Annotated in this window: 16 protein-coding genes, 1 tRNA gene, 3 pseudogenes and 1 CRISPR repeat array; of the genes and pseudogenes, 17 read left to right on the top strand and 3 right to left on the bottom strand. The window is 46.8% G+C overall.

Annotation, left to right across the window (positions count from 1 at the left end; genetic code table 11):
• On the bottom strand, positions 1–1,527 hold a 1,527-nt coding region (locus RIC07_RS20765), incomplete at its 3' end, for a mucoidy inhibitor MuiA family protein (RefSeq protein ID WP_446396175.1).
• Between the two features lie 327 nt (positions 1,528–1,854).
• Here RIC07_RS20765 and RIC07_RS20760 point away from each other — a divergent pair.
• Positions 1,855–1,927, top strand: a tRNA-Ala gene (locus RIC07_RS20760).
• Between the two features lie 352 nt (positions 1,928–2,279).
• On the opposite strand, the gene RIC07_RS20755 is transcribed toward RIC07_RS20760, so the two are convergent.
• Positions 2,280–2,846 carry a Uma2 family endonuclease gene (locus RIC07_RS20755; RefSeq protein ID WP_446345996.1) on the bottom strand — a complete coding sequence of 189 codons (567 nt, stop codon included), beginning with the start codon at positions 2,844–2,846 and terminating at the stop codon, positions 2,280–2,282.
• Positions 2,847–3,010: 164 nt separating this feature from the next.
• On the opposite strand from RIC07_RS20755, the gene RIC07_RS20750 reads away from it, so the two are divergent.
• The 7 genes and pseudogenes from RIC07_RS20750 (at position 3,011) to RIC07_RS20720 (ending at position 5,591) form a co-directional block, all read left to right on the top strand.
• Positions 3,011–3,163 (top strand): hypothetical protein, encoded by a 153-nt coding sequence (locus RIC07_RS20750; RefSeq protein ID WP_446396174.1) that lies wholly within the window; start codon positions 3,011–3,013, stop codon positions 3,161–3,163.
• 95 nt (positions 3,164–3,258) lie between these two features.
• Positions 3,259–3,576 (top strand): annotated as a pseudogene (locus tag RIC07_RS20745) (nucleotidyltransferase family protein).
• Between the two features lie 42 nt (positions 3,577–3,618).
• Positions 3,619–3,951: a DUF4258 domain-containing protein gene (locus RIC07_RS20740; protein ID WP_446341145.1), complete on the top strand. Its 333-nt coding sequence runs from the start codon at positions 3,619–3,621 to the stop codon at positions 3,949–3,951.
• A complete protein-coding gene (locus RIC07_RS20735) occupies positions 3,941–4,174 on the top strand; it encodes a YgiT-type zinc finger protein (RefSeq protein ID WP_006102157.1) in 234 nt (77 codons plus the stop codon). Before RIC07_RS20740 ends, RIC07_RS20735 begins: the two co-directional genes overlap by 11 nt.
• A 90-nt stretch (positions 4,175–4,264) precedes the next feature.
• A pseudogene (locus RIC07_RS20730) lies at positions 4,265–4,444 on the top strand (DEAD/DEAH box helicase); the annotation flags it as partial.
• A gap of 31 nt (positions 4,445–4,475) precedes the next feature.
• Entirely contained in the window at positions 4,476–5,072 is a 597-nt protein-coding gene (locus RIC07_RS20725; protein ID WP_446396173.1) for a Uma2 family endonuclease, read from the top strand.
• A gap of 186 nt (positions 5,073–5,258) precedes the next feature.
• A complete protein-coding gene (locus RIC07_RS20720; RefSeq protein WP_446396172.1) occupies positions 5,259–5,591 on the top strand; it encodes a PIN domain-containing protein in 333 nt (110 codons plus the stop codon).
• Here the strand turns inward: RIC07_RS20720 and RIC07_RS20715 are convergent.
• Positions 5,542–5,763: pseudogene (locus tag RIC07_RS20715) on the bottom strand (Mu transposase C-terminal domain-containing protein); the annotation flags it as partial. The gene RIC07_RS20720 and the pseudogene RIC07_RS20715 overlap by 50 nt on opposite strands.
• Before the next feature lie 287 nt (positions 5,764–6,050).
• Here RIC07_RS20715 and RIC07_RS20710 point away from each other — a divergent pair.
• The 9 genes from RIC07_RS20710 to cas6 all read left to right on the top strand — a co-directional run bounded on the left by RIC07_RS20710 (position 6,051) and on the right by cas6 (position 14,525).
• Positions 6,051–6,284, top strand: a complete 234-nt coding sequence (locus RIC07_RS20710) for a hypothetical protein (RefSeq protein ID WP_446396178.1) — start codon at positions 6,051–6,053, stop codon at positions 6,282–6,284.
• Positions 6,285–6,797: 513 nt separating this feature from the next.
• Positions 6,798–7,418 carry a FeoB small GTPase domain-containing protein gene (locus tag RIC07_RS20705; protein WP_446396171.1) on the top strand — a complete coding sequence of 207 codons (621 nt, stop codon included), beginning with the start codon at positions 6,798–6,800 and terminating at the stop codon, positions 7,416–7,418.
• Positions 7,384–8,835 (top strand): nucleoside recognition domain-containing protein, encoded by a 1,452-nt coding sequence (locus RIC07_RS20700; protein ID WP_446396170.1) that lies wholly within the window; start codon positions 7,384–7,386, stop codon positions 8,833–8,835. The genes RIC07_RS20705 and RIC07_RS20700 overlap by 35 nt, the downstream gene beginning before the upstream one ends.
• Positions 8,836–9,054 (top strand): FeoA family protein, encoded by a 219-nt coding sequence (locus tag RIC07_RS20695; protein ID WP_044208130.1) that lies wholly within the window; start codon positions 8,836–8,838, stop codon positions 9,052–9,054. It begins immediately after the preceding gene.
• 274 nt (positions 9,055–9,328) lie between these two features.
• Entirely contained in the window at positions 9,329–9,622 is a 294-nt protein-coding gene (locus RIC07_RS20690; RefSeq protein ID WP_446396169.1) for a nucleotidyltransferase family protein, read from the top strand.
• Positions 9,619–9,963, top strand: a complete 345-nt coding sequence (locus RIC07_RS20685) for a HepT-like ribonuclease domain-containing protein (RefSeq protein ID WP_446396168.1) — start codon at positions 9,619–9,621, stop codon at positions 9,961–9,963. Before RIC07_RS20690 ends, RIC07_RS20685 begins: the two co-directional genes overlap by 4 nt.
• A gap of 409 nt (positions 9,964–10,372) precedes the next feature.
• Positions 10,373–11,124: a CRISPR direct-repeat array (repeat unit 36 nt; unit sequence GTGCGATTACCTTTGATGCCGTAAGGCGTTGAGCAC).
• Positions 11,125–11,315: 191 nt separating this feature from the next.
• Complete coding sequence (gene cas1 / locus RIC07_RS20680; protein WP_446396167.1) at positions 11,316–12,968, top strand: type I-MYXAN CRISPR-associated endonuclease Cas1; 1,653 nt, start codon at positions 11,316–11,318, stop codon at positions 12,966–12,968.
• A gap of 8 nt (positions 12,969–12,976) precedes the next feature.
• Complete coding sequence (cas2, locus tag RIC07_RS20675) at positions 12,977–13,270, top strand: CRISPR-associated endonuclease Cas2 (protein ID WP_446396166.1); 294 nt, start codon at positions 12,977–12,979, stop codon at positions 13,268–13,270.
• Positions 13,271–13,889: 619 nt separating this feature from the next.
• Positions 13,890–14,525 (top strand): type I-MYXAN CRISPR-associated protein Cas6/Cmx6, encoded by a 636-nt coding sequence (cas6, locus tag RIC07_RS20670; RefSeq protein ID WP_446396165.1) that lies wholly within the window; start codon positions 13,890–13,892, stop codon positions 14,523–14,525.
• Positions 14,526–14,626: the final 101 nt, after the last annotated feature.

Raw genomic sequence — 14,626 nt, 5'->3', positions numbered from 1 at the left:
TATAGCCTGATCGACGATTTCTAGGACATTGAAGGTTACCACAAACTGCTGTTGCTTAAAGAGTTCTAGATAGACTTCCTGCTGGTTTTGAAGCAGTAATTTACCTCGCTTATTGGGGTCATCTGCGCCGGGAAGTCGCATTAAATTGTAAGTCAGATTCACCAAGTTCATTACCGAGGTACTGCTAGCTTTATTCAAGGTTTTACCCAATTCAAATTCTGTTTCTTTTGGTTTATAATCTCTACCTCTTAAGTATTGCGCCGGAGAAGAATGGCGTAAGCTTGATTCTGCGTCTTCCAGTAAACTATAGAGCTCTAAGTCGCATTCTGTTTCTTCTGGTGCATCGGACAGCATGGCGTCAAGGTCAGCAAACTCGTCTCCTGATTCATCGAACAGGTTATGAAACTCGATAGCCTTATCGGTATCGGACAGGAGGCATTTAAGCTCAGTATCCAGATCGTCTTGTGCTTTCTCCTGTGTCAGTTTTTGATCCCGATATTGATTAATCAGATTCAGTTCCAGATTGTAGAATGAACTGTTGATTCTACTCGCTGGTTGTGTAAAGGCTCTTGGTTTAGTGACCACCTGCGGCTTCTGGCGGTCATAATCGGCAAACAGTGTGGTTGCACCAAGGGGAGGTAAACGCCAACCGGATTTTCTAGGGACAGGCTGAGTACGTCCTAACCGCAGTGAGGGTAATTCTGGCAACTCACACCACGTCATCGGGTTAGCGGTTGAGAGTTCTAAGCGAACTCCAGACCAATCTTCTCCTGTGCGCTGACACAAAAAAGCCCGAACCGCGATCGCACTGGTATTGGTGCTACTATCTAAACGGCATAAATAGGTAGGTGTCCAGCGTGCGCCAGGAACGAAATACTCCACAATTAACTGTTGCTGGGAAACCGTCACCTCCGCCGGATAACTTAAGCTGATAATCACCGTTTTTCGCAATTCGTGCGGTTTCACCTGTTGGGCTGTTGACACCAGTTCCTGTTTGTGTAATAACTCCTCTAAGTGGGTTTTTGCCTCCTTTAAGCTGTTTTGGGTTTCCCGTCGTTCCTGAATGCGACTACGGATTTGCTCATCTTGAAAATTCGCGATCGCTAATCGGGCGGCTAGGGGTGAAGGGGGTGGTGCTTTTCCCGGTTCTGCTTCAGGTTGATTGGGTACATGAAGCTGTTTCAGGACAGAGATTTCGTTATCAATTAGGGCAATAGTCTCTTGAATTCGCCGCACCTCGGCTTTGGCTTGGCGCAGTTGTTCCTCAGCGGGGGAGTTCGGGGTTTCTGGGTGAGAGGGAACCGCGAGACTGATGCGGATATCGGTGGGAATTACTGGATTGGCATTCCCCTCAACTTGCACTCGCACACTGCTATCATCCAGCGCCAGGGGAAGTCCTGAAATTTCTATTTGTTCTGGCGTTTCTCCATTCTCTAGGTGCAAATCGGCGATACGGGTAACGGTTGCGCCAGCCGCATAGACTTTAACTTTGTCTATTTTCGAGGCGAGTTGGGTGATGTTCGGCATCGGATTATCTAGTGACTGATCCCAGGTACATTGTTCTATATCTCTGAGTCATCACCGGGATATGCACTTATGCCACCTTTAGTGTCAAATTAAGGCTGAAACCCTTACTTAATAAGAGATCCCCTCCCGTCCCCCTTTTTAAGCTATGCATTACTCACATCTTTCTTAACAATTCAGAAGGCTGGACATATATAGGTTTCAATCTAATGACGTTACATTTATTAATATACTCATCGGTAGTCCCTGGTCTATCGTCAACGTCGGAATACGGCAGGCTGACAACAGATCGCTCGGGTGAGCCGCTACAGTATGCTAGACTAGGAGTCCGGGGAATTAGCTCAGTTGGTAGAGCGCTGCGATCGCACCGCAGAGGTCACCGGTTCAAATCCGGTATTCTCCATTTGTGTTGATTGCCACATTATTTGTCATCGTTGTCAGATTAGTGTCATCTTGACAAATTGAATGTCATTTAAATCTACCTGACCTCAGCTTACTGCGAATCATCCTCTAAGTAACGAGGGGGGGAAAGGTGGGAAAATTAGCTAAACAAGCCAGAAGCCCCACGTCTCAATCCGAAGGATGAGCGTGGGATGAATAGTCGTCTAAACCTCATCAAAAAACGCGATCGCGGCATCCTGATTAAATACTGTGATTGACTTACAAATCTCGTTATTATCGACACCATAGAAACGGCTATCCTTCGTATTAAAGTCCCTCTCCCGTTTTGGGAGAGGGATTTAGGGTGAGGGCAATCAGAACGCAATATCCTCATACAAGGATGTAAAGTCCGCTTCAAACTCAAGGCTAGTAAGGTGAAAGGTGTTGTGACTGGGGGCATAGAATTGAAATAACCACAGCCCCTCCTCGGTACGACGGTAACAGTCTACTCGTTGCTGTCTGGTACTAATCAAGACATATTCTTGCAGACTGTCGAGGGTTTGATAGTCGATGAATTTATCCCCTCGGTCAAAGGCTTCGGTAGAGTCAGAGAGGACTTCAATGATTAGTTTGGGATAACGCTTATAGGTAGTAGTTTCTGCGTCGCGGGGGTCACAAGTCACCATCAAATCAGGATAGTAGTAACAGTTGCACTCTTCAAGTCTGGCTTTGACATCGGCAAAATAGACGCGACAGTCTGACCCCCGTAAATGGCTACGAATCAGCGTAACAAGGTTGATAGCAATAGTATTATGAGCATCGGTTGTCCCCGCCATAGCATAGGCTTCACCATTGCGATATTCGTGTTTGGTGTCGCTGGTGGCTTCGAGTTGGAGGTATTCGTCAGGAGAGAGGTAATAATTGTCTGGGGTAGCAATCATGGATGAGGAAGGGGCGAATTGGGTACAGTCCTGTTTTTAATTTAGTTCAAAAAGCGCAATGCATTCAGCAGGCTACGCCTACGCGCCTCCAACAGCAAGTCAAGCCCAATTTCAATCAGGGCAAATGATAAAATTAAACCAGTTTCTTCGCGTTAAACTAGCCAATGCTAACCCTAGACCAACTCATTGCCGAAGCCACTGCCCTCCCTGATGCTGACAAAGCAATCCTGATTGATAAACTGACAGCAAGCATGGACGAACAACGCACGGCTTCAAAAACCGCAAGCATTCCTCCCGGTACTCTCACCAAACTTTGAGGTATCGCTAAACGTTCTAGCCAAACTCCCAGTGATGAAGAACTGCAAGCAGAGTACACCGATTATTTAGTTCAAAAATATCAGTAGCCTTTCTTGTGAAAATACCCATTGATACCATTGCCGAATTCTGTCGCAAATGGAACGTTATCGAATTTGCGCTATTTGGCTCTGTTTTGCGTGATGATTTTCGCCCAGACAGCGACATCGACGTTATGGTGAAATTTCACCCTGATGCTCATCCCAAATTCAGCACCCTAGACCAAATGGAAGGGGAACTGAGGACAATCTTTGACCGGGATGTGGATTGAGTGACTCGCCCAGGGGTTGAAGCCAGTCGTAATTATTTACGTCGTAATACCATCCTCTCCTCTGCTCAGGTGATTTATGCAACGAAATCTCCAATTTCTGCTTGATATGCTGCAATCGGCGGAGTTGATCGAAATCTATATCGCCCAATGGCTACGCTACTTACAGAAATACGTCAGAAATTTGCTGAGGAACGGTTTGAATTTTCCAAACACGCTGTCGATCAATCCATCTTACGAAAAATTCGAGTTCAAGAAATTAGAGAAGTGATTGCCAATGGTCAAATTATTGAGGACTACCCAGAAGATAAATACGGTCCTAGTTGTTTAATTTTAGGTTTGACAGCGATGAAACGTCCGCTTCACATTCAGTGCAGTTATCCTACCCGTTCACTGGTCAAAATTATTACACTATACGAACCCAACCCCCAAAAATGGAATAACAACTTTACGCAAAGGAGACTAAATAGCGATGACGCCTAACTCACAAGCAGCTTATGTTGAGAAACAAGTAACCTACACCTTAAATCTGAATGGTCAAATTATTGTGATCGAAAACGTCCCTGCCCGTGTTAATGAAGAAACAGGGGAACAGTTTTTCTCCCCCTCAACCGTAGAACGTTTACAACAGACCCTTTTAGATCACCCAGAACCCGACCATTTTATCCGCGTTCCGGTGTACAACTATTCAAAAAATGTAGCATAAATCCTCTGCCCAAAAATTTCTCCCTTGCCCATGACCAAACCTAACACCATTCCCGCCGTTTCCGTCACCTACACCCAAGTTGGCACTGGGTGTAATGTGGGAGTCAATACAGAAACGGGACAAATTCAGCTAGAAATTAAAGGACTCGCTGAACCCAAAAGCCAGGAAGCCCAACGGGTTTGTCGGGAGGACTTAACCGAACTGGTGACAGCTTTTGTCCAAGATAAGCCTACCATCGAGCGCGGTCTGTTTGACGAAGAACTACCCCCAAGCAGCGACAAACTTAGGAGGTCACGAAACCATGATTGCAGCCCCAGAAAAATTCCCCACCCTAACCCCCGAAGAATACTTCACTTGGGAAGAACAGCAACTAGAAAAACACGAGCTGATCGACGGTCAAGTTTATGCCATGGGTGGCGGTAGTAAAAACCATAGCTTACTTGCAGCCAAGTTTATCACGTTGTTTACCACTCATTTAGAAGGGAGTGGCTGCGACACCGCGACCTCAGACCTGAGAATTAACATTGTCGGTACAAATAACTACACCTATCCCGATGTCAGCGTCACCTGCGACGATCGCGATAAAACCACAACCCAATACATTACCTATCCCTGCCTAATCGTTGAAGTACTTTCCCCCAACACCGAAGCCTACGACCGAGGCAGCAAATTTAGAATGTATCGCCATAATCCAGCCCTACAAGACTATTTGTTAGTCAGTTCCACCCGCATGGAAATCGATTTGTATCACAAAAAAGAGACAGGCGAATGGCTGATCATTAACTACCAAGCAGGCGACACCATCGAACTCAAAAGCATCAATCTAAATTTTCCCATTGAGCAAATCTATCGCAACCTCGACCTCAACCCAGAAACTGAATCAACTCAATTACTCTAAACTCTATTCCCTATTCTCTAAAAAAGATGTTTGTGTAAATTGTTAAAATAGTACCAAAACCACCACAGCCCCAGAGCCTCCCTCACCCGATGCAGAAGAAGCATTCTTCGAGCTAGCCGGAATCTGGGAAAACAAAGACATCACCGCCGAATCCCTCCGCGCCGAAGCTTGGAGAGAAACCAAGTCATGATCCTTTGTGATACGAATGTACTTATAGAATTCTATAAAGGCAATCCCGCGATCGTCCAGGAGCTAAGACAGATCGGCATCGCGCAACTAGCAATCAGCGTGATTGCCCAAGCCGAACTCTACTACGGTGCGCTCAACAAAGCCGAATTACTCAGAATCCAAAAACACCTAAATCTACTGCACAACCTGCCGATTGATCGGCAAGTCTCCAGTCAGTTCATTCAACTCATGGCGCAATATTCCCTCAGTCATAAACTCGCCATCCCCGATGCCCTAATTAAGGACGCTCAACTGCTCCTCCCTCAGAAGGGCGTAGGCGTAGCCCGCTGAAGGCATCGCGAAACTCACAGATAAATCCCAACTGTGTACCAATCTGTCGAAGATGATTCGAGCGAAAGTCTTTCCCGCCATCGGTGTGGAAGTATTCCGGCTTCCCATAAGTTCCCCACTTGCACTGCAAACTAAACTCAGGCGGATATCGCTTCGGTAGCATCCCATGACGAAATCATTACCAGTCCGAGTCTTCACCGACAACCGATCGCCCAGTCAATCGACATAGCTGGTCAGTTTTACAACGTAATTTTTCAGTTTGTTAAGGCTTTGGTAACTCTTGTATCATCCTGACTACAATCGTAAGTTGGGTTGTTCGAGATGAGTTATGGTAAAAAAAACCAAGCAATCCTTAAGTAATTCTTAAAGGAGTCGTGTTCTTTGCCAGATCGCGACACGGCGCTGGAACACCAGCTTTATTTCTCGGCTGCTGCCACTTTACCTAAGGAAGGAGATTGTATGACTCCCACAATGCTGCGTCAGTTGTGGTCTTTAATTGAAACGACTCAAACTAACCTGCTACTGAAACTCGACGATGCTAGTCTCGTTCAGTGGATACTCAAGCAATTCAAACAAGAGCGAGGTCTCAATTCAGAGGAAATGCATATTTTGAATGACTATCTCTATAATCGCTTGTCTCTGATCCGAGATCTGGCAGAACAACGGTATACGACAAGTCACTCGTCATCCTAGGGCAATTTGGCTGCAAGCACTCATCAGTTCACCAAAGAGGGGGTGATGAGGTGAAAGGGTGACGGTATACAGAAGATTGAGGTGGGCAATAACACTCTCTTGATAACCTGAGCATTTCCAGGTTGATCACTCCTGCCCACCCGACTTCAACTTCAAGTGACTTATTCTCAACATTTATTAAAAAATATTTCGGTAAATTACTATATATTTCGTGCCTAACCAGCGCTACGTTACCGCCAATCCCTGGAACACTAAAGAGAATCTGTTTCAGCTTTTATTTATCTTGTCAGACTGAGATAATAGGTTTAAACTTTGATCAGGACAAGGAAGAAGGCTTCGCGTCAAGCTCCGATCAATGAATCTCAGCGAAGAGAGGTTCCTCTTCCCCCAAATATTAAGCTTTTATAAAAGGTAGACCTGATACAGAAATCTAGGTCATTATTGACTAAAGTTAATGAGAATTACTTTTAACAAGTTGCAGAATTCGCATCCTATCATTGGAGTCAAGACGATATGGAATGTCACAAATGTCAGAACACCTGCCACCGTAAGCCCAAAAGAGGGGCTGGCTGGAAATGGTGGAGCAAATCACCACAACCATCACTGCTGAAAACTGAATCGATTCCCCAAGTCGCGTTGGTGGGGATGCCCAATGTGGGTAAAAGCGTTCTGTTTAATGCCCTGACGGGAACCTATGTCACCGTGTCCAATTATCCCGGTACAACGGTGGAAGTCTCCAGGGGTCAGATGACGGTTGGAGATCGCTTGTTTGCGGTGGTGGATACACCAGGAATGTATTCCCTACTCCCGATTACCGAAGAGGAAAGAGTTTCGCGGGATTTATTACTCAGTGAATCCGTAGACTTGGTGATTCATGTCGTCGATGCCAAAAACCTAGGGCGGATGCTTCCGTTGACGTTTCAGCTTATTGAAGCGGGTTTGCCTGTGCTGTTAGCCGTCAACATGATTGATGAAGCCGAACACCTGGGGATTCAGATTCACCGCGATCATCTGGAAATGGAATTAGGGATTCCGGTAGTCACCATGGCAGCGGCACTGAATGTTGGTTTACGAGACTTGAAGTATAAGGTGAATGATTATGTTAAGTCAGCTTGCTTATCCGGAACCTATTGAGGGGGCGATCGCGAAACTGGAGTCATTGTTATCACGATTGTCGCTATCCCAGGATTATCCCCTGTCTCGGCGCAGTATTGCCCTACTCCTGTTGCAAAAAGATCCAGCACTTTGGCAACAACTTCAGATTCAGGAGACAGAAGCGGAAATCAAAGCCGCGATCGCAGATGCTGAGAGTCAGTTGGATGAACCGCTAATCTCTGCTATTGCCAAAGCGCGTCAGCAACGGGCGTGGGCGATCGAAGAAACGGTTCTCAGCGAATCCAGTCAAGGCAAAACCCCGTTAGCGGAACGACTGCACCAACTCACGGTGAATCCGTGGACAGGATTTCCGATCTTGCTAGTGATTCTTTATTACGGGGTTTACAAATTTGTCGGCGAATTCGGGGCGGGGACGATGGTGGATACCATTGAAACCTTTTTTGAAACATATATTAATCCCGTTGTCAACCAAACGGTAACGGTAATTTTGCCCTGGCAACCCCTACAGGATTTAATTGCCCACGACTACGGGATTATTACCCTGGGGATTCGCTATGCGGTGGCGATTGTCTTACCTGTGGTTGCCACCTTCTTTTTAATGTTTTCCTTCCTGGAAGACAGTGGTTATCTGCCGCGATTATCCTTGATGCTGGATAACCTGTTTAAAGCGATCGGGTTATCGGGGCGATCGGTGATTCCAATTGTGTTGGGATTGGGATGTGACACCATGGCAACCTTGGTCACCCGCACCCTGGAAACGACACGGGAACGACTGATTGCCACATTTTTGCTTTCCTTAGCCATTCCCTGTGCAGCACAGTGGGGGGTGATTGTGGGATTGTTAGCCCAAAAACCTGCCGCGTTGTTAATTTGGGGGGGAGTAATTGGGGCAATTTTTATGATTACGGGCTTTGTCAGCGCCCGACTGCTTCCAGGAAACCCGGCTAGTTTTTACATGGAAATTCCGCCTTTGCGCTTTCCCAAACTGCAAAACATTCTGGTGAAAACCTATCTCAGAATGAAGTGGTATTTCTTGGAAATTCTGCCCCTATTTATTTGGGCATCAGTGATTATTTGGTTTGGGCGTTTGACCGGGTTGTTTGGCTTGATTATTCAGGGGATTGAGCCGATTGCGTTAGGATTAGGATTGCCCAGAGAAGCTGCACCGATCTTTTTATATGGCTTCTTCCGGCGGGATTACGGCGCAGCTGGGTTATTTGATATGCAGCAAGAGGGAATTTTTACCGGGAATCAGTTGGTGGTGACAGCGATTGTGTTGACCCTGTTTTTACCTTGTATTGCCCAACTGCAAGTAATGTTGAAAGAGCGCGGGGCGAAAGTAACTTGGGCGATTGTGGCGTTTATTTTCCCCTTTGCCTTTTTTGTGGGATATCTGGTCAATGGTTTGTTAAATGTATTAGGAGTGACGATTTAAATGATTGCATTAGCATCGGTTAAACGGGGAAATAGCGGCACCGTTGCTGCGTTGAAGACGAAGGATGAGATGACGTTGCAGAAGTTGATGGCGATGGGAATTAGTCCCGGAATGCCGATTCTTTTGGAGCAGCGGTTTCCTTCTTATATTATTAAGGTGGGTAGAACGCGGGCGGCGTTGGATCGGGAAATGGCAAAGATTATTTATTTGCATCGCTAAGGGGGGAATTTTTTTCCCTCATTCCCTAACCCCTTCTCTATCCCCCCTAGCCCCCCTTTGAAAGGGGGGAACGGAGTTGGGGAATTCTACTAAAAGATTGAGTAGGGTGGGCATTGCCCACCAGCCTTAAGGAGCGTGCCATTGGTATCAACTTAAGGTGTACCTGCACCCATCGAACCGCTTTACCCTCATCCCCTAACCCCCCTTGAAAAGGGGGGAACGGAGTTGGGGGACTTTACTATAATAGAATTTTGACTAAGGAGAAAAGACAACCATGAAACTTAGTCAACGTTTACAAGAAAACCGAGATAAAATTACTGAAATTGCCACAAAACATGGAGCATTTAATGTGCGGGTTTTTGGCTCGGTAGCCAGGGGGGAAGAATCAGAAAGCAGCGATATTGATTTTTTGATTGATTACGATGTCTCTAAAATTTCTCCTTGGTTTCCGGGAGGATTATTGATGGATTTACAGGATTTATTAGGGTGTAAGGTTGATATTGTGACGGAGAAGGGTTTAAGTGCTTTAATCCGAGAGCGAGTTTTGCAGGAGGCAAAACCGTTGTGAATCGAGAAAGAGATGCTGTCTATATCGAGCATATTTTGGAGTGTATCGACCGAATTAAGCACTATACACGCAATGGTAAGGATACTTTTATGAATGAGTCTCTGGTGCAAGATGCGGTTTTACGTCGTTTACAAATAATGGCAGAATCAACACAGCGACTTTCTGACGATCTCAAGGCGGATGTGCCAGATGTGGATTGGCGGGCTTTATCGGGATTTAGAAATCTTTTAGTTCATGATTATTTAGGTGGGATCGATTTAGAACGGGTTTGGGATGCGATCGCGAATTATTTACCTAGTTTAGAACGGGCAATTAAAGGGATGTCTGTGGGATTGGATTAGGATCTATATTGTTGATGAAAGGGCATGGCAGTGCCATGCCCCTACCGTAATTCAAGAGATGGTTGATGGGGTAGGGGCACGATACTATCGTGCCCTTATGGTTGTGACGTCAACCGCCTAGTTAACGGCAAGAGATTGGTTGAAAATGCAAGCATCTGTGTCTGTTCTGGTTTGGAAGGTTGGGGAATGGGGCGCAAATCCAGACAGGGCTTGGGTTTGCGGCTAGTTCAAGGAGGAGGGAGATGCTTGCAAAATGCTGGGATTCCTTGTATAGTAAGGGTTGTAGCGTTTTGGATTTTGGTAAATTTGCCCCGATTTGACCCGATTTTGGCGTGAGGAGAGTTGGATTTTGGAGATGCTTGCAAAATCGATTGGCAGCCATTATGATTTAAGGGTTCGCGCGATCGCGGTGCGATTACCTTTGATGCCGTAAGGCGTTGAGCACAAACCACAGGACTACAACGGGAAACAGGTCATACATGTGCGATTACCTTTGATGCCGTAAGGCGTTGAGCACGTTGCATCGTCTGACGCCGTTGTCGGTAGCAATTCGTGCGATTACCTTTGATGCCGTAAGGCGTTGAGCACGAGAAGCTCCCAGACCGTCGCATATTCCCATGATTGTGCGATTACCTTTGATGCCGTAAGGCGTTGAGCACAAGCTTATTATCATAGATGTTGGAGAGCCAATCAGTGCGATTACCTTTGATGCCGTAAGGCGTTGAGCACTCTGCAATGAAAATTCATACCAAAGTCCAACGGCTATAGTGCGATTACCTTTGATGCCGTAAGGCGTTGAGCACGAAGTTCAATTCATTGAGTTGACGGTAGTAGTAATGTGCGATTACCTTTGATGCCGTAAGGCGTTGAGCACGAGTCTATCAAGTATTGTCTTGGTGAACACGAAGACTGTGCGATTACCTTTGATGCCGTAAGGCGTTGAGCACTCTTTGACGCGGCGGATATTTACGGGTTCTTTACTGTGCGATTACCTTTGATGCCGTAAGGCGTTGAGCACCACCGTGCCGTGCTACTTCAGTGAAAGCCCCACTATCGTGCGATTACCTTTGATGCCGTTAGGCGTTGAGCACACCAAACTGCCAAATTTCCTTATGCAGCCCCCAGGTGCGATTACCTTTGATGCCGTTAGGCGTTGAGTACTTACTGATAACTGTTCACTGTTAACTGATAAGCTGTTCGGCATTTAAACCTTAATGTCAATAATAGCGAAAGGATGGTAGTGCGAGCATCTTGCTCGCTACTAATGCCCAATTTAAATGCATGACAGCTTAACTGGTGCTCCCACCTCAGATGCCAATCGGCGTGTTCAACTCTAATCAAAGGTATCTTTTATGCAAACACTTGATTCAACCCAAGATACGATTCGTGTGTCTGCCCTCCACGCCCTCGCCTATTGTCCGCGCCTCTTCTACCTAGAAGAAGTTGAAGAACTCTACACCCAAGACGCCGCCGTTTTTGCGGGGCGCCGACTCCATGTCGAACTGGAAAAACAAGAGGAAGAAGACTGGGAAGACTTATTCCTAGAAAGCCCAGAACTCGGATTACGCGGTCGAGTGGACGCCCTCCGCACCCGCGATGGACAAACGATTCCCTACGAACATAAACGCGGACGCTGCTACCGAGACGAGAACAATCAACCCCAAGCTTGGGACAGTGATAAACTGCAAATTCTCGCCTACGCTTACCTGATTGAATCGGCTTTGGGTATCCCGATCGCACAAGGACGAATTCGCTACCATGCTGATAACATCTTAGTTCATGTTCCCCTAGATGATCTCGGACGCGCCACGGTGCGAGACGCCATCCAACAAGCGCGAATCCTGCGAAAATCCAGCCATCGTCCCCCAGTCACCGACAACGAGAGGATGTGCGCCCGTTGTTCCCTCGCCCCCGTCTGCTTACCCGAAGAAGCCCGACTCGCCCATAATCGGGAATGGCAACCGATGCGCCTCTTTCCCCCTGATGATGAACGCCAGGTGATTCATGTCTTGGAACCGGGAACCGCCGTTGGGCGTACTGGGGAACAATTGAAACTCAGCCGCCGGGGTCAACCGGTGGAAACGGTTCCCGTGCGTCAGGTGGGACAACTTGTCCTCCATAGTTTCTCGCAAATCTCCACCCAAGCGCTGCATTTTTGTGTGACTCAGGGAATTGGTGTGCATTTTATCTCTGGGGGTGGACGTTATATCGGCAGTTTTGATACCCGACAAGGCAGTATTCAGCGGCGCATCCATCAATATCAAGCCTTGAATCAGCCTGATACTTGTCTGGAATTAGCCCGAAAATTAGTCACCTGTCGCGGTCAAGGACAGCGCAAATTCCTGATGCGGGGAAAGCGTGGTAGTCAGGGAAAATCGGCTAAGCTAAAACGTGCGATCGCGCAGATGAAAGCGGTGCTAAAAAACGTCTCCTCTGCCCCGTATCGTGAATCCTTATTGGGGTTGGAAGGGAATTTAGCCGCGTCCTATTTTACTGCGTTACCCTGTTTAATTGCCGCTACAGTTCCGCCTGAATTACGCTTTGACCATCGCAATCGCCGCCCCCCGAAAGACCGATTTAATGCTTTGTTGAGTTTTGGCTATGCCTTATTAATTAAGGATGTGATGAATGCCATCCTCACCGTGGGGCTAGAACCTGCATTGGGATTTTACCATCAACCTCGTTCTCAAGCTTCACCGTTGGCACTGGATTTAATGGAAATTTTCCGAGTTCCGTTGGTGGATATGGTGGTTATGGCTTCGATTAATAAAGGTCAGTGGGATGTACAAGCTGACTTTGACGTGCGGGGAGTACAGGTTTGGTTAAGTGATACGGGACGACGAAAGTTCGTGGGTTTATATGAACGACGGAAACAGGAAACCTGGAAACATCCTGTTACGGGTTATTCTCTCACCTATCGCCGTTTGTTAGAACTTGAAGTCCGTTTGCTGGAAAAAGAATGGTTCGGTGAAGGTGGTTTATTTGGTCAATTAGTGGTGCGTTGAGGTGGAATATGGGTGAACAAAAAAATTGGTACTTAATTTGTTACGATATCCGCTGTCCTAAGCGCTGGCGCAAGGCGTATAAGTTACTTCAGGGATACGGTGAGCGGATTCAATACTCTATTTTTCGCTGTTTTTTGACCCTGCGGGGACGGGAAAAATTGCGGTGGGAGTTGGAGGCGGTATTAAAGGCGGAGGATAGTTTATTGCTAATTCGCCTTTCAGATCAATGTGTGAGTGGACTTCGCGCCTATAATCGTCCTGATGCTTGGTCTGATGTTCAAGCGGGATATCGGATTGTTTGATGCAACATTTAAGATTACCTTTGATGCCATTAGGCGTTGATTGATCACGTTTTGACCTATCTCCAAACCTCTCTCCTTCAAAGAGAGAGGCTTTGAAAAGTTAATAATAGCATTACCTCGATTTGAGTCTATTTTGGCGTGAGTCGAGGTGGGTCGGGGAAATGCTTGCCAAACCGATTGGCAGTTATTATGATTTAAAAGTTCCTGTGATCGCTGTGCCGTTACCTTTGATGCCGTAAGCGTTGAGCAAAGCAGTTTAGCAAAGCACAGCAGAGGCGTTGAGCACTATCCCGTAAGTTGGACAGTCGCTGTGAAGCGGGCGGTGAGATTTATTCATACTTTGGTCTTGCTGTCCTTGTTCCCTCAGATGCCGTCAGGCGTTTTTCTTTAATTTCCTTTTTGCTGTTGACGAGGTGAATAATCCAATGTATCCTGTAAGTAAGAATAAAACATCTTAAGCCAGATGGTACTGAAATTTTGGCTGGTGGGTTTCGACTTCGCTCAACCCACCCTACGGTTGCTCAAGAGGCGATCGCAAACGGCTTATTTGAGTGCCATTCATCCCCACCTCGGATTGCCGTAAGGCGCTGAAAACACCTGGTTTCAACTAGGTTCAAAAATGAATTCCACAATAGTAGAACGGCAAACAGGCGCGTCTCCCATCGAACTGTTTGTCAACTTAAGCTTTAGCATTCAAGGACAAATGCTGCCGGCTGATCACGGCTTTGGGTTGTTTTCGGCTTTATCTAAACGGTGTGCGGCGATTCACCAGCAGAATGAAATTCAGATATTGACGATTCCCGGTATTCCCGATCGCCAAGGGAAGATTGCGCTGACGGATAGATCGCGCCTGCTGATTCGTTTACCGATTACCAAGATTCCCTTGGTTTATGCGATCGCGGGAAAGCGAGTTCAGATTGGCAATCATCCCATACAGATTGGGATTCCCAGGATTGAACCCCTCAACGCCAAGTCAAGGGTGCGATCGCGTATTGTTACGATTAAAGGCTATACCGAACCCGAATCCTTCCTCCGGGCGGCGCAGCGTCAATTGAATCGGTTGGGGGTGTCGGGAGAGGTGCGAATTCCCCTGAATCGGGATCAAACACCGAAGCGCAAAGCGATAAAAATTCAGCAGGATACGGTAGTGGGATTTACCACTGAAGTTAGCCATCTTAGCGAAGAGGATTCCCTGACATTGCAACGGTGGGGATTAGGAGGGCGGCGGCACATGGGTTGTGGGGTGTTTTTGTAACCTTGTCATTTGTCAAAACACTGATTTCACGGATTTATGGGAGAGATAGGGGTAGGGGGTGAGAGGTTAGTTACACGGATTACACAGAAACGTTTGTTCTC

This window comes from Coleofasciculus sp. E1-EBD-02 (assembly GCF_040218245.1).
GTDB lineage: Bacteria > Cyanobacteriota > Cyanobacteriia > Cyanobacteriales > Coleofasciculaceae > Coleofasciculus.
The sequence above is the reverse complement of the archived record's forward strand: the minus strand, read 5'-3'. Positions and strand labels throughout refer to the sequence as shown.